Below are 18,333 nucleotides of genomic sequence, written 5' to 3'. Positions count from 1 at the left end.
TTTCTTGATTATTGATAGAGGAGTCGGCTTTTCTTACTTTTACAATAACTGAGAAAGATTCGTTATAATTTTCGGAAGTATTTCGTAAAAAATCTCAGCGATAATATTGACCAGCATGACGATTGCAGGTATGACAAGAAGAGCAAAACTTAGATAAGAAAGTCTCAACCTTCGATGCGAATGATCGACCCATCTAGAAATTTTATCGATGAAATAGACAAGAATGAGAGCACCAATAAAGAATAATGCAGAAAATAAGGCTACACCCAATGGGGCTTGGGGTCCAAATAATTCGTTGTTGGGATTAGACAAAAACAAAGGAGTACCATAAATCAGAAGACTCAACAATCCAAAATATAAGCCTTTTTGTACTCAGCTTTTTCTTGATCTTTGAAAAAAAGTGGTGTAAACAATACTGTTGGCTAAGGTGACAGCAATACCAAGGATCACTAACATAAGAGTCCCACCAACTGTAAACCCAGTTGCTAAATGAGGGAAGAACATTGCAATGATTCCCATAACTAACCGCAATAAAAGACCAAAAATAATCCCTGCAAAAACAGCAGCCATAAAACCAATACCTAAAATTCGAATGATCCTAGCCCAGCGATTTGTACCCGTTCCCTTGACCACCTCGTTACTTAGCTGCTCATTCATAATAACGACTCCTTTTCATTGACTACCAAATTAACACAATACTAAGTATATTCAGTAAGCGGAATTACTTGTGAAAATCTTACTATAAGTAGCCATAATACGAATAGCCTAGGGTGATAAGCCCCTAGGCTATTTTCCATGAAAGTGCAATAACGAATCATCTAATTTGTCATTTTGCGATCGTAAATCTAAACCCAAGGACTTCAGCTTCAATAATTGCTGTCACTATAACATCCATCATCATAACACCAAAAAACTGCACCAACTATAATTAACAGGATAAACAAGATTAACAATAAAGGTAAACTTATACCTACTCCGTATTCCGAACTCATCATGAAAACCTCCTTTTTCTGGGAAGACTACATCTTATGATATTCGCCTATTTTTTGATACAAATATCAGAAAATTCTTGACGAAAAGCAATTACTGGAATATATTTTAATTAACGATTAACAAATTGTTAATTAAAGGAGTGACGAAAATGGAATGGAAAGATAAATTTACAACCCCTGATGGATATACCAGTGATATAGCGGTCTTTACCATCACGTCTGAAAGTAACGGAGAGTATAAGCCTCCAATCAAAAAATTAAAAATCATGCTGATTAAACGAAGTGAACAGGATCATGAAGGCAATCCAAATATTGAAGCAGGGAAGTGGGCATTACCAGGGGGATTTGTTCACCCTGATGAGACTGCGTTTCAAGCAGCGGAACGTAGGCTGCTTGAGGAAACGGGGGTAGATGGACTGCGAATGAAGCATTTCGGTGTCTACGATTCCCACAGTCGAGACAAAAGAGGTTGGATTATTTCAAATGCTCATTACGTCATTGCAAATGAAGCCGCATTAAAGAATCGGCAAACCACATATGACGCTTCCGACATTCAACTGTTTACGATGGAAGAGGCGCTAGCGCTTAATCTAGCCTTTGACCACCGAATAATAATGGATGATGCACTCTGGTTTATTAAAAAGGATATGGCCCTCACTACCCTTGCCAAACATTTTCTTCCAGAAGAGTTTGTCCTTTCAGAACTGCAAGGAGTTTTATTAACGGTTTTGGATGATCCATCCATTTCATCGGATGCAGCTTTTTTTAGAAAAGCACCAACATTGCCATTTATTGAAGCTGTTACAGAAAACGGTAAGCCAAAGAAATCAAATGCCTATTCAAAAACACCTGCACAGCTCTATCGTTTTAATGATTTTCAACCGATTGTTTCCGTTTATAAAAATAAACTAAAAGGTTAAGGGGAGAGGAACAGATGGGGATATTTAAGAATTGGACGCGGTTTGAGATTGGCTGGCTTTTAACATTTACACTCGTTAACATCTATTTATTCATTGCTTGGGCAGACTCACTTATTGGCTTGATTTCATCTATAACTGGAATGCTTTGCGTTGTATTAGTAGCAAAGGGGAAAATATCAAACTATTATTTTGGGATCGTCCAAACGTTAACATATGCTTATATTGCTTATGGGTATGGTCTTTACGGAGAAGTTATGTTAAATGCACTGTTTTACTTTCCAGTACAGTTCATCGGAATTTATTTGTGGAAAAAGAACAAAACCGAGCATGGTGTAAAAGGTGAAGATGTTAAAGTTAAACGCCTCACAAAAACAGGCTGGTTTTATACTGTGGTATCGATCGTCATTCTTACAATTGGATATGGGTTTTTCTTGAAATACTTAGGCGGTAACAATGTGTGGACAGATTCAGCGACAAATGTATTGTCAATTGGAGCACAAATCATGATGTTAAAACGATTTGCAGAACAATGGTTACTCTGGATTTCAGTCAATGTCTTATCGATTTTCCTTTGGCTAAGTGCACTAATCTCGCAAGGTGGCAATGATTTTTCGATGTTAGTTATGTGGTCCGCATTCCTCGTCAACAGCGTTTATGGGTATATCAACTGGCGAAAACTTTATAGTAAACAAAATCATGAGGTGGTTTAAATGAGTGTTGGTTTTATTGGCGGTAAGTTTCTGCCCCTGCATCTTGGTCATGTGTATGCAATTGTTCATGCATCATCAATCGTGGATGAACTGTATGTTGTGTTATCACATAGTGAAAGACGTGACAAGGAACATTGTCTGGATACAAAGATGGAGTACATTCCAGCCCAAATACGTTTACGCTGGCTTTCTCAGTTATCGAAAGATATGCCACATGTAAAAGTGCTGTCCATTGAAGATCATCATGGAAATGATGATTACGATTGGAATGAGGGAGCTCAACTGATTAAAAAGGCAATCGGTAAGCCGATAGATTACGTGTTTAGTTCGGAATATGAGTATAACTGTATTTTTAATGAACTTTATCCAGCGGCAAAACATGTCCTCGTTGATCCTTCCCGAGAGCATGTAAACATCTCGGCGACAGCAATTCGCAAAGAGGGTGTTTTTCATCATTGGCACTTCATACCTGACTTCGTTAAACCTTATTTTATAAAAAAGGTGGTGGTAGTGGGAACAGAAAGTTGCGGAAAATCAACCCTGACGAGAAACCTCGCAAAAATATACAATACAACCTATGTGGAAGAATATGGCCGGATCATATGTGAAGAGATAGGCGGATGCGAGGGAATCATCACGAAGGAAGATTATCATAAAATTGCCTATGGTCATAAGTTGGAAGAGATGAAAGCGATTGAAAAAGCAAATAAGGTTGTTTTTATCGATACAGAAGCGATTGTTACACAATTTTACTCTAATCTCTATAACAACGAACATCAAACGGTTCTGGATGAAATTGCTAAACTACAAGATTACGATCTTTGGCTCTACCTTGAACCTGATGTTAAATGGGTCGATGATGGGCTGCGCGTTCATGGTGAGGATACCATAAGAGACCAAAACAATCAGCACTTAAAGTTGTTATTAGATAATCATAACATTGACTATAAAATCTTGAGCGGCGATTATGTGAACCGGCTTAATGGTGCAATAAAAATGATAGAAGAGTTACTAGCTTACTAGTTAAAGTGCCAGGCACCATCTAATTTTGGATGGTGTCTCGTTGCTATTTTTGCAGTTCAAATTTATTTTTTAAAGATTCGAAAATTCTATGTAAATAACAGGAAAACTTCTATTCCTTCACGAATACTTTTAAATGGCATCATAGAACGGTTTGTCTTGTTAGTAGATTTTAATATGGAGAGGAGTAGGAATATGTCTAACACAATTGTTGGAAGCGCTTACGGTAAACTACAAGGAGAAAAAATCGATGCTGGTGTATTTGCTTGGAAGGGGATACCATATGCAAAGCCTCCAGTTGGATCTCTTCGCTTTCGGGCTCCAGAGCTGCCCGATTCTTGGGAAGGAATTCGTAAAGAAACTTCATTCTCACCTGTTGCCCCGCAATCACAAAGAGAAATAATGGAGTTTTTTGGAAATGATATCTCCAATATGAACGAGGATTGTCTGTACTTAAATGTCTGGTCGCCAGGAGCAGATGATAAAAAACGGCCAGTAATGGTTTGGATTCACGGTGGAGCATTTGTATCGGGATCAGGATCAAGCACTTGGTATGACGGTGCGTCGTTTGCTGCTCAAGGTGATGTTGTCGTCGTTACGATTAATTACCGACTAGGGATTTTGGCTTTCTTCATCTCGGAGAAATTGGCGGTGCAGAATACGCGACTTCTGGGAATTGCGGTATTCTGGATCAGGTTGCTGCTTTGCAATGGGTACAAGATAACATCGCAGCATTTGGCGGGGATCCGAATAATGTAACAGTATTTGGAGAATCCGCAGGGGCTATGAGCATAGGTGTGTTGCTAGGATTCCCTTCAGCACAAGGTCTTTTTCATAAAGCAATCTTACAAAGTGGTGCCGCAGCAAATGTACATTCATCTGAGAAAGCAACAAAAGTTGCGGGTCATCTATTAGCTGCCTTACAAGTAGAACCAACGAATCTTTCAAAATTAGAGGAATTGCCAGTTGAACAGTTAATTCAAGCTTCCGACCTGGTTCCTCCGATGAGTTTAGGCCCAGTAATCGATGGTGTATCACTTCCGAAACATCCAGAAGAGGCAATTGCGGAAGGATCAGCAAAGGATGTCTCTATTTTAATTGGTACAAACAAGGATGAATACAATATTTTCAGTGTCTTTGATCCTGAGTGGAAAAATGCCGATGAAACAAAGGTTAGACAGATTTTTGAAAAACATTTGGGCCATTATTGCCGTTGATTTCAATGTCAAATAAAGGGCAGCTAAACCAAGATCTTTTTAATAAATTGTTAACCATGAGTATCTTTACGGGTCCTGCATTAAAATTAACCGAGCTTCAGGTTAACCAAGGTACTCCTGTTTGGATGTATCGGTTTGACTGGGAAACACCGGTATTTGGCGGTGCACTAAAATCAACGCATGCGTTAGAAATTCCATTTGTTTTTAATACACTTAATACGCTAAATACAGAAAATTTCACCGGGTCTTCTCCAGAAAGACAATTGCTAGCAAATCAAATGCATCAGGCATGGATAAACTTTGCGCGAAACGGTAATCCAAATACAGAAAACCTTCCTGAATGGCCGAAGTATGACATGAATGAACGTTCAATCATGATTTTTAACATAGAGAGTGCAGTAGTGAAAGATCCAAACCGGGAAGAGCGGATAATATGGGAACAGGCAGCTATGATGATGAAATCTTAATAATATTAATTGTGTAAAGTAAGAAAAGTGCCAGGCACCTGTTAATCCGGAAGGTGCCTGGCACTTGTTTTTATGCTCTAATCTTAGGTGGGACTCTAGAATACAAAGTATTAAAGTTGAATATACTGTTTTAAACCATCCCAAAAAGAGGTGTTGACATCATGTTTTCTGTTACGGGAATGCAGGGTTTCAGCTTTCTTTCAATGGATCATATTGTTACATTGATTCTCTTCTTTTTGACGTGTTTCTTATTCGTATTTTACAGAAAGAAGCTTTCTTCATACCAGCATATAGTAAAATGGACATTATTCATTACTTTGATTGTTTGTGAAGTTTCCTTTCATTTATGGTTAATACTTACCAACCAATGGGAAGTGGCTGATCTTCCTCTGCAGCTCTGCTCACTAAGTACATTTTTATCCTTGTATTTATTTTTGAAACCGAATCAAAAAGTATTTAATTTGTTATTTTTTATTGGTCTCCTACCAGCCATATTAAGTATGGTTACACCTGATATCGTCTACCAATTTCCTCATTTTCGTTTCTTAAAATATTTCCTTCATCATTCAGCCATTCCGTTAGCCGTCCTGTATTTTATCCTCTTTGAAGGGTACAGAGTTCCGCGAAAAGCCGTTATCACCAGTTTTCTCACATTGAATGTGATAGCGGTACCTGTATTTTTCCTAAATATCTGGCTAGACACAAACTTTTTCTTTTTAGCAAGCCCATCGGAAACAGAAACATTATTATCATTTTTCGGCAGTGGAATTATGTACTATATTAACCTTGAAATCGTTGGTATCTTTGTATTTATCATCACCTATATACCTATGGGGATATTGATGAAAAGGGAAAATAGGAACGTGTCATAGTTTAAAGTGTACAGTTCTTACAATAAAGTGTACAGTTCTTACAAAAAAGCTTACAGTTTCTACAATAAAGTGTACAGTTCCTACAATATGGCATCAGGTCCTACAAAAAACCATACAGTTTCTACAATAAAGCGTACAGTTTTTACAAAAAAGTATACAGTTCTTACAAAAAAACATACAGTTTCTACAAAAAAAAAACCATACAGTTTGAACAAAAAGAGAGCGTACCCTCATTATTGGGTACGCTTTTACAAGATTACGGTGCCAGGCACCACTGAAATATTATTGAATATTTAAAGTATTGTAATTTTAAAACTTTTCAAATATAATAAATCTAGTTTTTATTTATTACTAAGTCGTTTATATTGTTTACCTAAAATTTTATCGAATCGTACATATTGTATACCTTATCAAGAGAGGCATAGGGACTGGCCCGATGACGCCCGGCAACCGCTATTTTTACTAGTATGGTGCCAAATCCAACAGAACAAGTGAGTTCTGAAAGATAAGGAAGAGAAAATTCATAAACCCTCTTCCTATTACTTGGAAAGAGGGTATTTTAATTGCTGAAAAAGGTAAAACACGAACGATGGAATAAAAAAATATAAAAATGTTCGATTTTTGTATTGCTATATTTGATATTTTTTAGTAAATTAATAGACAAATAGGAATAAAAACGAAATATATTATAGGGGGAATATCATGAGAAAACTACTTTCACTTATCGTACTAGCTTTAGTCCTGCTCGTCGCTGGATGTGGAGCTGAAGAATCAACAGGAAAAGATGCGGCGTCAAGTAAAGAGGATAAGAAGAAAATTGCCCTTGTCTTGCCAGAAAAAATTGGGGTTAACCCATTCTTCCAGCAAATGGATGAAGGTGCGAAACAAGCTGCAAAAGAATTTGGAGTAGAACTAAAGACGATCGAATCGACGGATCATTCTGCTATCGAGGAAAACCTACGCGTAGCAGTAGCAGAAGGATATGATTTAATCATTACATCTTCATTTGAATCAGAGGATGCTTTAAAAAAGGTAGCAACTGAAAATCCAGATCGTCAATTTGCGATTATTGATACGGTAGTAGACCTTCCGAATGTTCAAAGTGTCAATTTCAGAGAGCATGAAGCAGCTTATCTTTTAGGTGCTGCAGCAGGACTTTCTACAAAAACAGATAAAGTCGGTATGGTAGTGGCAATGGATATTCCATTAATGAAAAAGTGGACAGTTGCGTTTGAAGAAGGATTAAAGGAAACCAATCCGGATGCAGAGTTTCTAGTAAACTATGTTGGAGGCTTTACAGATCCAGCAAAAGCGAAAGAACTAGCGTTGTTACAAGCTTCTAAGGGAGCAGATTTTGTTGCAGGAGCTGCAGCAGTGGGAGACTTAGGTGTGTTTGAAGCAGCAGAAGAACAAGGATTCTTTACATCAGGTCAGGACGTTGACCGTACAGAAGTTGATCCAGAGCATGTTGTTCTCTCGCAGCTAAAAGGGACAGATGCTGCTGCATTTGAAACGGTAAAAGCATTTGCAAACGGCAATTTTAAAACAGGTATCGTCGAGTATGGCTTGAAGGAAAAGGGTGTTGGCTTGACATATGTGACACATGAAAGCAAAACTCCACTAAACAGCTTTGTTGGACAAGACGTTATTGACCAAGTCAAGGCTCTTCATGAAGAAATTGTTTCTGGAAAAAGAGAAATCAAAAATCCATTGAGCAATTAATCTGAAAAAAGTAAACCGACTGCACATTGTAGTCGGTTTCCATTTTTAAAGGGGGGAAAAACCATGACCTATGTGTTAGAAATGAAGGAAATGACCAAAAAGTATGGTGAGTTCCTAGCGAACGACGGGATTTCGATATATCTGAAAAAGGGAGAGGTTTTGGCTATTGTCGGAGAAAATGGCGCCGGCAAGACGACCCTCATGCGGATGCTTTACGGCCTTGAACAACCGACTGGCGGGGAAATAAAACTAAACGGTAAGACCGTCAATTTTTCAGGCCCACAAGATGCGATCCATAAGGGAATCGGCATGGTGCATCAGCACTTTATGCTATTTTCTGACTTTTCGGTAACAGAAAACATTGTCATCGGTCATGAACCGAAACGCAATGGTTTCTTTAATAGAAAAGAAGCGGCTGAAAAAGTGCAAAAATTGAGCGATCAGTATAAAATCCATGTCAATCCATTGAAAAAAGCCGGCGATTGCTCGGTTGGAGAACAGCAGCGGATTGAAATATTAAAAGTGTTATACCAAGGTGCTGATATTATTATACTGGACGAACCAACAGCGGTCTTGACTCCTATTGAGGTAGAGGAACTCCTAAAAACGATTCAATTCTTAGCAGAACAAGGGAAGAGCATCATTTTAATTACACATAAGCTGCCAGAAGTTATGAAAGTGGCCGATCAAATTACCGTGTTAAGAAATGGCAGGGTTACAGGAAATGTTTTAAAACAAAATACAGATATCGAACAGCTGGCCACTATGATGGTTGGCCGTGAGCTCCAAAAGCTTACGGACAGAATCCAATTGGACGGATCACCTCTTCTTGAAATTGACAATCTAACCATTGGCGGGAAGGACGCGAAGCCCATCTTGGATCATCTTTCCTTATCCGTACGCCGCGGAGAGATTGTCGGGATTGCCGGAGTATCGGGGAATGGACAGTCTGAACTGATCCAGGCAATTTCAGGATTAAGCAAAATCGATAGTGGCAGTATCCGTCTAGGGGAGAAAACCTTGACGGGCAAATCCGTGGCATATAGAAGAAATGCTGGTCTCGCCCATATTCCTGAAGACCGATACCTATGGGGAGCGGCGAAGGAAGCAACCGTCGAGGAAACAGGGTTGATGGGATATTATCGAAAGAAAAACTTCAATCAATCATCCTTTATTCGACGGGGTGGATTCCGAAAGATTGTTAAAGGATGGATTGATACCTTCGAAATTAAAACACCATCGTTAGATGAAAAGTCAGGAAACCTATCAGGTGGAAACTTGCAGAAATTAATTGTGGCAAGAGAACTAGGATTTGAAACAGATTTTCTGATTGCGGCCGAACCAACCCGTGGTGTTGATATCGGTGCAATGGAATATATTCATAAAGCCATTATAGAAAAAAGAAATAATGGGGACGGAATTCTTCTCGTTTCATCGGAGTTATCGGAAATACTGACGTTATCCGACCGAATAGCTGTTATGTATGAAGGGAAAATTGTCGATATCCTTGATCGGAAAGATGCGACGGAAGAGAGATTAAGCGTACTTATGGCAGGAGGAAACAAGAATGAATCTTCAACGAAAACTACAACAACTGCTTAAATCGTTGGTACAGCCTCTTACGGCCGTGGTGATTGGGCTATTGACAGGGGCCGTTGCCATTAGTTTAGTAGGGGCATCTGTCTTGGAAACCTATAAAGTCATGTGGGACGGGGCATTCGGTAATTTTTACTTTGTTACCGCTACACTTGCTCGTGCCACTCCTATTATATTCATAGGTTTAGGGTTGGCCATTGCTTTTCGTGCGGGTGTCTTCAATATGGGAGCAGAGGGGCAAATGGTGTTAGGTGCCGTGAGTGCTGCACTTGCGGCTTTGTATGTACCAGGATCTGGGATCATCAAATTGCTAGCAGCCTTGGTGGCTGGATTTTTAGCAGGGGGCTTATGGTCGCTCCTTGCGGGGTGGATGGAAACTAGATTCAAAGTACAATTATTGATTTCTACCTTACTCCTAAACTATGTAGCGGTATTATTTGCAGGTTATTTGGTTTCAGAGCCGTTTCAAGACAAAAGTGGATCAGCTGCATTAGCACAGACCCACATGATTGATCAGGTGGCATGGCTGCCTAAGTTATTCCCAGGGATGAGTGTCCATATGGGATTTGTGATTGCCATTGTTTTGGCAATTATTCTATATATTATTCTGCGATTCACATCAGCGGGGTACGAAGTAAGAATGCTTGGGTATAACCCATTTTTTGCTGAGTATGGCGGGGTTAATAAAGTTAAGGTGCTTCTGTACAGCATGTTTTTTAGCGGCGGGATTGCTGGACTAGCTGGAACGGTTGAAGTTTTAGGATCACAATATCGATATGTAGAAGGTTCCCTAACCGTACCCGGTTATGCCTGGACAGGATTAATGGCAGCTCTTTTGGCAAACTCTAATCCTCTTGGTACAGCGGTAGCGGCGATTCTGCTGGCAGCACTTCAAACTGGTGCCATGGGAATGGAGCGAAATACTGAGGTTCCGTTAGAAATTGCCAGTGTCATCCAGGGGGTTCTTATTCTTTTTGTTACAGCAAAAATCACTTTTAATTGGTGGAAAGTAAAGAAGAAAGGTGGTGACATCCATGGAACTGCTTGATCTCTCCTTTTTTACGTCAGCGATTCGCATGATCAGTCCGATACTTTTGGCAGCTTTAGGAGGAGCCTTATGTGCTCGTGTTGGAATTTTTAATGTTGGCCTTGAGGGATTAATTTTAGCAGGAGCATTTTCTGCGATTGTTGGAAATTACTATAGCGGCAGTGTGCTAGTAGCTGTTTTAGTGGGAGCACTGGGATCGATCCTGGTTTCGCTGCTATTTGGTTTGGCAGCCATTCGTTTTAAAGCAAACCCAATCGTAGCAGGAATTGCGATAAACTTTTTAGTTCTTGGTCTGACCACGTTTGGACTTCGAGCCATTTTTAATGTAAAAGGTGCTTTTTATGATAAAAACATGGAAGGACTTCCGAAATGGGACATTCCATTGATTGAGGGGATCCCGGTTGTTGGGAAACTTCTCTCGGGACATTCACCACTCGTATATAGCGCTTTTCTAGCGGCAATTTTGTTGTACATTTTCTTTTTCCGTACAGTTGCTGGCTTCCGTGTACTTGCGGTTGGGAAAAATGAAGCAGCTGCCCGAAGCCTTGGGTTAAAGGTTACTGTCCTGCAATATGGAGCCATTGTAGGGTGTGGAATCCTTTGTGGTTTGGCAGGTGCACAGTTATCACTTGGACAAGTAACGATGTTTACAGAGGGAATGACGGCCGGCAGGGGTTTCATTGCTCTTGTTGCAATGATGTTAGGTCAATCCCACCCGATCGGGATCGTTGGATCAAGCTTATTATTCGGACTGATGGACGCATTAAGTATCAGACTACAAGGCTTTTCGATGCCAACTCAATTTACAGCGATGCTTCCTTATATTATCACCATCTTCGCGATGTTCTTCTTAAAGGATCGCGGGGCAGATTCACAGCTTTCAGGACAGCAAAGTTCTAGATAGGAAAAAGGAGAAAGAAAATCATGAATAAAGCAGATAGAATTAAGCGGACCAGAGTTCCGGCAGTTGATCCAAAACTTGCCGATCGTCTTCCACCTGGTCAGGCATTAACAGAACGTTTCCCGATTCTCCATGAAGGAGAGGTACCCGTGTATGATATGGAGAAATGGGATTTAAAGGTGTTCGGTGAAGGGGTCAAAGAAGTCGTTCTCACGTATGAACAAATCAAACAAATGCCACAGACGACCATCAAGGTGGACATCCATTGTGTAACACGCTGGTCTCGCTTTGACAATCATTTTACCGGTGTCAAATTCAGTGATTTCCTTAAAGAAATTGGCGTGACGCCTAAAAGTAAGTATGTGATGCTTCATGCTGATCATGATTATACAGCCAATATTGCTTTGGATGATCTACTTAAAGAGGATGTTCTGCTAGCACATTCGTTTGAAGGAGAACCGCTAACAGCAAAGCATGGCTGGCCGCTAAGGCTGGTTGTACCGCATCTATATTTTTGGAAAAGTGTAAAATGGATTCGTGGTTTTGAGGTTATTGACGAAAACCAGCCAGGATTCTGGGAGCAAAACGGATTTCATCTTAATGCGGATCCGTTTAAAGAAGAAAGATTCTCAGGAGAAGACCTGCCAATACCAGAGGATGAATGGGAGCGAAAAGACTTTGACTAAACAATTGCCAAATCTAAAAGTAACATCAGATAAACTGCCGGAACGTGTACTTGTATGCGGGGATCCAGGTCGTGCAAAACTGATTGCCGATTTAATGGATAATCCTATTCAAATCGCTCAAAATCGCGAGTACCACACATACAGCGGAAGTTGGAATGGGAAGCAGGTAGCGGTAGTCAGCCATGGTGTTGGCGCACCTGGGGCAGCGGTATGTTTTGAAGAACTGATCATGGGAGGCGTACAGTCGATCATTCGAGTAGGAACGGCAGGTTCTTATCAAAAAGAAGTTAAACCTGGAAGTCTTGTGGTCAGCACTGCTGCTGTGAGTTGTGATGGTTTAACGAAACAAATTGTCCCTCCTGGATTCCCTGCGGTTGCAGACCGTAAAATCGTCGAGGCATTAGTAGACGCGGCCGTTTTAACTGGGGGAGACATTCCTGTAAAAGAGGGGATTACTCTTACACTCGATGCCTTCTATTCTGGGGTTCTCGAATTTCCACATCAGCTTTATAAAAAAGCTGGAGTTCTAGCAGTAGACATGGAAAACTCGGCTTTATTCGTTATTGCTGCGTTAAAAGGAGTACAAGCTGGGGCGATTCTAGCCATTGACGGCTATGCGGATGCAGAGCTGCGAGAGGAATACAATCCACACAACGACTTGGTCGCCGATGCGGTGGAAGCAGAAATGAAAATAGCCCTGGACGCCATTACAGCGTTATAAAGGGAGAAGGGTTCTTTCGCGAACTCTGAGAATATTCCTATATAGTTTAAATGGAAGTAATGATTCTGTTAACATTAAAAATGATCAAATAAGGATCAAGGCTTTTATTTGCTCCTCAGGTAAAAATGAAAGCTGCAAAAAGCCGCTGTTTACCATTTCCTGCTACAAGCAGGGTGTGATATATTGGTAAAACCGTAAAGATAAATTTCCTTTACGGTTATTTTTGTCTATAAATTAGGTGATAAGCTTTTTAGTTAGATAAGAGCACGCTTAAGAGTTTTATCTTTAATCGATTCTATGGATTTGAATGAGAGATTGGGATTTTAATTTGTTCAGATCCAAAGGACTTAGAATGGCTATATGAGGTTTCCTAGTTATCTGCTTTAAAACATCCAGTTTTTCTTCAGGAATGGATCAAATAATTGAAATTGGTTATCTTTTGTGGTATTGTTTTTTAGAACATTTGTTCTTATTTTTTTGAAAGTGTATAATCTTACATAAAAGGTAAGAAATGTTGACTCGGAAAATGAAAGGGGAAAGAATTTGAACAATCATATCGAATCAAAACCAAACGAAGGGACATTTGGGAATAAAGGCAACTTTTTCTTAGTCCTAATCATGATTCTAGGTGTATTTGTAGCTATTTTGAATGAAACGCTACTTAACGTGGCCTTGTCAAAAATCATGAGTGACATTGGAATCGCACCTAGTACCGCACAATGGTTGTCAACTGGATATCTTCTAGTCATAGGTGTACTTATACCAGTCACTGCTTATTTAATTCAGCGGTTCACGACAAGAACCTTATTCCTAACGGCTATGGGAATTTTTACGATTGGTACATTTGTTGCTGCAATCTCCCCAGGGTTCGCTGTTCTTTTAATCGGAAGGATGCTTCAAGCGGCGGGAACCGGTTTGCTCTTTCCGTTACTCACCAATGTAGTTTTCGCCATGGTTCCTATTGAAAAAAGAGGGTCGGCAATGGGTACGATTGGTATTGTCATTACATTTGCTCCTGCAATTGGACCTACTCTTTCAGGTATCATTGTCGAGCAATTTAGTTGGCGTATTCTCTTTTACGGTGTTCTGCCTATCGCACTGTTGGTTATGATCATTGCATATTTCAAACTCAAAAATGTGACGGAGACCACGAATCCTAAGATTGATCCAGTATCACTACTCCTTTCAACGATTGGTTTTGGGGGGATTGTGTACGGTTTCAGTAGTTCTGGTGAAGGCCAAGGGGGATGGTCGAGCAATGAGGTCATTATTTCAATTGCAGTCGGCGTTGGTTCTTTAGTACTGTTTACATGGAGGCAATTGACGATTGCACAACCGTTACTAGATTTAAGAACATTTAAATACAACATTTTTAGGTTGTCGACCTTGATTATGATGATTATCATGATGGCGATGTTCTCTGCGATGATGCTGTTGCCGATTTTTCTCCAAAATGCATTAGGTTACAGTCCATTGGAGGCAGGGCTGGTTATGCTGCCAGGCGGTATTGTAATGGGAATTATGTCACCGATTACAGGCCGATTATTTGATAAATTTGGTGCCAAGCTACTTGCGGTCGTAGGATTAGGGTTGGTTGCAAATTCACTTTTGCAATTTGCCTTTATCACATTGTCGACCTCGTACAGCAAGATTATGATTTTTAATACGCTATTGATGTTGGGTATTTCGATGGTCATGATGCCGGTCATGACCAACGCTTTGAATGTTCTGCCTCCTCATTTATATCCGCACGGTACGGCCATTATCAGCACACTTCAGCAGGTGTCAGGCGCTGTCGGGACAGCACTACTTGTATCCATCATGACAAGTACCTCAAGTCGTTTTTTGGAAAATACATTGACCACAAAAGATGAGTCTGCACTACAAATTCTAGCGATGATTGCTGGAATGAAAAACTCGTTCTTGCTTGCATTTGGGCTTGTATCCATCGCTTGGATCGCCTCGTTTTTTATTAAACGGGCAGTTCCTCAAGAAAAGGAATTGAAGCTCAAGGAAGGTACTGTGAACTGATAGAATATACCTGCCTATATCATGTATCACAAAAACGCGAATCTCTTGAGTTCCAAGTGATTCGCGTTTTACTTTTAGGGAAATCCCGCATCGAATAAAAAAGGCTCGTCAGTGACCAGTGTATTCTATAAAATTTATAGTCTAACTTTAACTTCAGTCCCATCATTAGCTTTGACATCTATATATCAAAAGCTCAGAGCTTATGTGCTCTGAGCGGTTTTCTGTACAATATTTGGTTCAATTTTGCTTGTTAAAAAAGGTTTTAATTCTGTTAGGGTTTCATCATGATAATTTTTTACTTCAAAACTGAACCCATTATGGCAATTTGCCCTATTTATTTCCGACCAAACGTTTGGGCGAGATGCTTGCTTTGTTCTCTTCGGAGCTTTCGGGCAATGGACCTTTCTTCTCCAGTATTAAATAAATAGTGCTCCTCTTCCGTTTCAGGATAAACAGATGGAACTGGGGCCGGATGCCCTTCTTCATCTAACGAGACAAAGGTTAAAAACGATGTCGCCGCCACTCGGCTTCCCCCTGTAAATAAGTTGTCTGCTATCACTTTTACAAACACTTCCATCGATGTATTCCCGGTCCAAGTGACAAACGCTTCTAATGTGACTGCATCCTGAAGGGTGATTGGATGCAAAAAATCGACTGAATCGGTGCTTGCGGTCACTGTAGTTTTTCTGCAGTGTTTGACCGCTGCAATGCCAGCAACGCGGTCAATTCGGCTCATCAGAGCACCTCCGAAAAGAGTCTGGTGCGGGTTTGTGTCATTTGGCAGGACGCCGTCGGTTTGAATGGTTCTCGATTCACTGCAAGATTTTTTCTTGGATATATGTTCCTACTTTCACTGATTGCGTTTTTCCCTATTATAACAGAAATTAAAGTAAGAACCCTACCTCAAAGGATAGTAGTTTACATCTATTTGACTATTCAACAAAGGTGATTATTGGAGGTTTATTTAGGAATTTGAATAAATTTTCTCCGTCTGCCTCTGCTGCTTGTGCCTCAGGGCTGGATAATGCTGCATATATTCTATTGTAATAAACTCTAAATAGTCTTTAACTGGGTTAGTGAAGGGTGCATCCCTCATTTAAAGAAACAGAAAATTAGTAACCATAAAATTTCTCATTAAATCATAGAATGTCTTTATATATTTAATCGTTTTTCTGTTATTTTCAAAAAAAAGGTGGACAACGAATGAAAGTTGAGTCTTTTTTTAGTGCTGCCCCTCATAAACGTGTAAGTGAAGATTCAATCGTATTAAATGAAAAGATAAATGTTTATGGGGTTTTTGATGGGGCAACTCCATTAATACCATTTAAAGATGAAAACGGAATGAATGGTGCATATTTAGCCTCTAATATATTTAAAGATTATTTCTTTAGACTCTATCGAAGTACCCTTTCATTAGTTGAAGGAATCATGGCTGCTAATAGAATGTTGAGAGAACATATGGAAAAATATAAGGTGAATCAGGCAAAATATGAAAATCTTTGGTCAACATGTGCTGCAATTATAAAGATTGAAAAAGACGGAAAGATTGCTTATGCACAGCTTGGTGATTGTATGATCATTGCTGAGTATCAAGACGGAACCATAAAAGCCTTAACAAGGGATACTGTAAAAGATATTAGTTATAGAGCGAAGGCATGGCGTGAGGAACAAAGAAAGCATGGAGTTAAAATTCCAGATGAGGTGTATTATCAGGATCGTACTCAACAGCTTATCTTTAATCGTTCATTAGCTAATAAGGAATATGGTTACACGGTTGCTAATGGAAAAAAAGAAGTTTTTAATTTTATTCAGCATGGTCAAGTAAACATCGGTGAAATCAAAACATTATTATTAATGACAGATGGCCTTTTTCATCCAAAATATTCAATCGAAGAAACATTTAAAAAGATACAAACAATCGGTTTAGATGTATATGCTGTCGAATTAGGACAATATGAGAAAAGCAATAATCTTCGTTCAGATGATAAAACTGGGGTCATGATCAGCTTTTGTGAAGAGGTGAGGTCTTTATGAAGGATGAACCGGATTGGATTAAAGATATTCATTTGGGGTTTAAGGAACCACAGGTTGCTATAAAAGATGTCATGTTCATCATTGTACACCATACAGAAGAAGTAGGTTGGGATATTCATAAGACACATCGTTTTCATCAGGAACATCGTGGATGGAGCGGAATCGGATATAATTTTTTTATTGAAGAAAATGGTGATATCATGAAAGGAAGAGGATACCATGTTGGAGCACACGCATATTCCTATAATGAAAAATCAATTGGTATTTGTTTAGCTGGTAATTTTGATATTCAAACTCTATCAAAAGAGCAGCTAAAATCATTAAGTAAACTATGCATTTATCTATTAGATCAATATAAGTTATCAATCACACGCATTTTTGGGCATCGTGAATTAAAAGGTATCGAAAAAAGTTGTCCAGGTAAAAACTTTAATATGGACCATTTTAGAGAATCGATTAAGATTCAGTGGCCAAAATAACAGGGCAAGGAAAATAGAAATTTAAGACCAAGATGATTTTAAATACATCTTGGTCTTAATCATTTAGAGATTTATAGTAGTAACCTTAATTAATCAAAATAAACACCATCATGGGGATTTTTTAAGTATTTAAATGCCATTTCAATTTGGGATTGTGTATTTCGAGCTGTTGACAGTGGAGGCAGTTCGTTTTCAGCAAAGAATTTCACTTCACTTGTTTCAATTCCTTTAACTGGCTGCCCGCCAATGATTTCACATTGTATAAATATTTTATAAACATGAAAGGCAGAAGGAGGGTGTGGATGGCACTTTTTATCGGCTACAGCTATTACTCTAATCGGTTTCACAGTAAATCCCGATTCTTCTTTTACCTCCTTTACAGCGACTTCACTTGGTGTATATCCTATGTCAGCCCAGCCGCCTGGTAATGCCCAATGACCATCGGTATTTTCACGGACCATCAGTATTTTATCATCCTTAAAGATAACTGCCCTAATATCAACCTTAGGAGTTGCATAACCAGTTCCACCTGCAAATAAATCTTTGATTACAGGCTTGTCCATATCTGTATAATGGTTTAGAATGTCAACGCTTATATTTCTTATTAATTCAAATCTCTCCAAATCATATACATCTTTTGAATACGTTAATCCCGCCTGTGCAATGGATTGAAGCTGTTTTGCCCAATCCAGCCATTTAGGTTCCAATATCAACACCACCAGCTTGTCTTATATTATTTACTATTATTATATATATGAAACTTACAAAACTTTGCTACAACTTGTTTGTATTATGCATATACATCATTTAATGGTTAAAGTTACTAAAGCAGACCTTTTGACATTTTGGATCAATGTGAGTAAGGTTACCTAGTATGGTACAAACATTAGATTGATTATGATGAGGTTAAATACCTC

At 39.2% G+C, this 18,333-nt stretch carries 17 protein-coding genes, 1 pseudogene and 1 riboswitch; of the genes and pseudogenes, 15 read left to right on the top strand and 3 right to left on the bottom strand.

The window, feature by feature from the left end:
• Window positions 1-372: 372 nt before the first annotated feature.
• The gene (locus QUG14_RS05350) at window positions 373-657 is read right to left on the bottom strand and encodes a hypothetical protein (protein ID WP_289339488.1); all 285 of its coding nucleotides are present in this window, start codon (window positions 655-657) and stop codon (window positions 373-375) included.
• Between the two features lie 484 nt (window positions 658-1,141).
• On the opposite strand from QUG14_RS05350, the gene QUG14_RS05345 reads away from it, so the two are divergent.
• The 13 genes and pseudogenes from QUG14_RS05345 to QUG14_RS05280 all read left to right on the top strand — a co-directional run bounded on the left by QUG14_RS05345 (window position 1,142) and on the right by QUG14_RS05280 (window position 14,903).
• Window positions 1,142-1,912 (top strand): NUDIX domain-containing protein, encoded by a 771-nt coding sequence (locus tag QUG14_RS05345; protein WP_289339487.1) that lies wholly within the window; start codon window positions 1,142-1,144, stop codon window positions 1,910-1,912.
• A 14-nt stretch (window positions 1,913-1,926) separates the two neighbouring features.
• On the top strand, window positions 1,927-2,622 hold the full coding sequence (pnuC, locus tag QUG14_RS05340; RefSeq protein WP_289339486.1) for a nicotinamide riboside transporter PnuC: 696 nt from the start codon (window positions 1,927-1,929) through the stop codon (window positions 2,620-2,622).
• Window positions 2,623-3,645 (top strand): multifunctional transcriptional regulator/nicotinamide-nucleotide adenylyltransferase/ribosylnicotinamide kinase NadR, encoded by a 1,023-nt coding sequence (gene nadR, locus QUG14_RS05335; RefSeq protein WP_289339485.1) that lies wholly within the window; start codon window positions 2,623-2,625, stop codon window positions 3,643-3,645.
• A gap of 174 nt (window positions 3,646-3,819) precedes the next feature.
• Window positions 3,820-4,859, top strand: a pseudogene (locus QUG14_RS29735) (carboxylesterase/lipase family protein).
• A 5-nt stretch (window positions 4,860-4,864) separates the two neighbouring features.
• Window positions 4,865-5,326 carry a carboxylesterase family protein gene (locus QUG14_RS05320; protein ID WP_289339483.1) on the top strand — a complete coding sequence of 154 codons (462 nt, stop codon included), beginning with the start codon at window positions 4,865-4,867 and terminating at the stop codon, window positions 5,324-5,326.
• A gap of 161 nt (window positions 5,327-5,487) precedes the next feature.
• Window positions 5,488-6,198 carry a YwaF family protein gene (locus tag QUG14_RS05315; RefSeq protein WP_289339482.1) on the top strand — a complete coding sequence of 237 codons (711 nt, stop codon included), beginning with the start codon at window positions 5,488-5,490 and terminating at the stop codon, window positions 6,196-6,198.
• A 404-nt stretch (window positions 6,199-6,602) separates the two neighbouring features.
• Window positions 6,603-6,710: riboswitch (SAM riboswitch) on the top strand.
• A gap of 190 nt (window positions 6,711-6,900) precedes the next feature.
• Window positions 6,901-7,920 (top strand): BMP family protein, encoded by a 1,020-nt coding sequence (locus QUG14_RS05310; protein WP_289339481.1) that lies wholly within the window; start codon window positions 6,901-6,903, stop codon window positions 7,918-7,920.
• Window positions 7,921-7,983: 63 nt separating this feature from the next.
• The gene (locus QUG14_RS05305; RefSeq protein WP_289339480.1) at window positions 7,984-9,522 is read left to right on the top strand and encodes an ABC transporter ATP-binding protein; all 1,539 of its coding nucleotides are present in this window, start codon (window positions 7,984-7,986) and stop codon (window positions 9,520-9,522) included.
• Window positions 9,488-10,564: an ABC transporter permease gene (locus tag QUG14_RS05300; RefSeq protein ID WP_289339479.1), complete on the top strand. Its 1,077-nt coding sequence runs from the start codon at window positions 9,488-9,490 to the stop codon at window positions 10,562-10,564. The genes QUG14_RS05305 and QUG14_RS05300 overlap by 35 nt, the downstream gene beginning before the upstream one ends.
• Complete coding sequence (locus QUG14_RS05295) at window positions 10,551-11,468, top strand: ABC transporter permease (protein ID WP_289339478.1); 918 nt, start codon at window positions 10,551-10,553, stop codon at window positions 11,466-11,468. The genes QUG14_RS05300 and QUG14_RS05295 overlap by 14 nt, the downstream gene beginning before the upstream one ends.
• 20 nt (window positions 11,469-11,488) lie before the next feature.
• Complete coding sequence (locus tag QUG14_RS05290) at window positions 11,489-12,151, top strand: sulfite oxidase-like oxidoreductase (RefSeq protein WP_289339477.1); 663 nt, start codon at window positions 11,489-11,491, stop codon at window positions 12,149-12,151.
• On the top strand, window positions 12,123-12,872 hold the full coding sequence (locus tag QUG14_RS05285) for a nucleoside phosphorylase (RefSeq protein WP_289339476.1): 750 nt from the start codon (window positions 12,123-12,125) through the stop codon (window positions 12,870-12,872). The genes QUG14_RS05290 and QUG14_RS05285 overlap by 29 nt, the downstream gene beginning before the upstream one ends.
• Window positions 12,873-13,415: 543 nt before the next feature.
• Window positions 13,416-14,903 (top strand): MDR family MFS transporter, encoded by a 1,488-nt coding sequence (locus QUG14_RS05280; RefSeq protein ID WP_289339475.1) that lies wholly within the window; start codon window positions 13,416-13,418, stop codon window positions 14,901-14,903.
• Between the two features lie 334 nt (window positions 14,904-15,237).
• On the opposite strand, the gene QUG14_RS05275 is transcribed toward QUG14_RS05280, so the two are convergent.
• Window positions 15,238-15,687, bottom strand: a complete 450-nt coding sequence (locus tag QUG14_RS05275) for an acyl-CoA thioesterase (RefSeq protein ID WP_483310793.1) — start codon at window positions 15,685-15,687, stop codon at window positions 15,238-15,240.
• 419 nt (window positions 15,688-16,106) lie between these two features.
• Here QUG14_RS05275 and QUG14_RS05270 point away from each other — a divergent pair, with 419 nt between their 5' ends.
• On the top strand, window positions 16,107-16,937 hold the full coding sequence (locus QUG14_RS05270) for a protein phosphatase 2C domain-containing protein (protein WP_289339474.1): 831 nt from the start codon (window positions 16,107-16,109) through the stop codon (window positions 16,935-16,937).
• A complete protein-coding gene (locus QUG14_RS05265) occupies window positions 16,934-17,416 on the top strand; it encodes a peptidoglycan recognition protein family protein (RefSeq protein WP_289339473.1) in 483 nt (160 codons plus the stop codon). Before QUG14_RS05270 ends, QUG14_RS05265 begins: the two co-directional genes overlap by 4 nt.
• Window positions 17,417-17,505: 89 nt before the next feature.
• On the opposite strand, the gene QUG14_RS05260 is transcribed toward QUG14_RS05265, so the two are convergent.
• The gene (locus QUG14_RS05260) at window positions 17,506-18,123 is read right to left on the bottom strand and encodes an NUDIX hydrolase (protein ID WP_289339472.1); all 618 of its coding nucleotides are present in this window, start codon (window positions 18,121-18,123) and stop codon (window positions 17,506-17,508) included.
• Between the last annotated feature and the right edge of the window lie 210 nt (window positions 18,124-18,333).

This window comes from Neobacillus sp. CF12 (assembly GCF_030348765.1).
In the GTDB taxonomy this organism is placed as follows: Bacteria; Bacillota; Bacilli; order Bacillales; family Cytobacillaceae; genus Neobacillus.
This window is presented reverse-complemented; position numbering and strand designations above follow the sequence as displayed.

Coding starts and splice junctions, on each gene's coding strand:
- QUG14_RS05350 (WP_289339488.1), bottom strand. CDS start 657: ATGAATGAGCAGCTAAGTAACGAGGTGGTCAAGGGAACGGGTACAAAT.
- QUG14_RS05345 (WP_289339487.1), top strand. CDS start 1,142: ATGGAATGGAAAGATAAATTTACAACCCCTGATGGATATACCAGTGAT.
- pnuC (WP_289339486.1), top strand. CDS start 1,927: ATGGGGATATTTAAGAATTGGACGCGGTTTGAGATTGGCTGGCTTTTA.
- nadR (WP_289339485.1), top strand. CDS start 2,623: ATGAGTGTTGGTTTTATTGGCGGTAAGTTTCTGCCCCTGCATCTTGGT.
- QUG14_RS05320 (WP_289339483.1), top strand. CDS start 4,865: ATGTCAAATAAAGGGCAGCTAAACCAAGATCTTTTTAATAAATTGTTA.
- QUG14_RS05315 (WP_289339482.1), top strand. CDS start 5,488: ATGTTTTCTGTTACGGGAATGCAGGGTTTCAGCTTTCTTTCAATGGAT.
- QUG14_RS05310 (WP_289339481.1), top strand. CDS start 6,901: ATGAGAAAACTACTTTCACTTATCGTACTAGCTTTAGTCCTGCTCGTC.
- QUG14_RS05305 (WP_289339480.1), top strand. CDS start 7,984: ATGACCTATGTGTTAGAAATGAAGGAAATGACCAAAAAGTATGGTGAG.
- QUG14_RS05300 (WP_289339479.1), top strand. CDS start 9,488: ATGAATCTTCAACGAAAACTACAACAACTGCTTAAATCGTTGGTACAG.
- QUG14_RS05295 (WP_289339478.1), top strand. CDS start 10,551: ATGGAACTGCTTGATCTCTCCTTTTTTACGTCAGCGATTCGCATGATC.
- QUG14_RS05290 (WP_289339477.1), top strand. CDS start 11,489: ATGAATAAAGCAGATAGAATTAAGCGGACCAGAGTTCCGGCAGTTGAT.
- QUG14_RS05285 (WP_289339476.1), top strand. CDS start 12,123: ATGAATGGGAGCGAAAAGACTTTGACTAAACAATTGCCAAATCTAAAA.
- QUG14_RS05270 (WP_289339474.1), top strand. CDS start 16,107: ATGAAAGTTGAGTCTTTTTTTAGTGCTGCCCCTCATAAACGTGTAAGT.
- QUG14_RS05265 (WP_289339473.1), top strand. CDS start 16,934: ATGAAGGATGAACCGGATTGGATTAAAGATATTCATTTGGGGTTTAAG.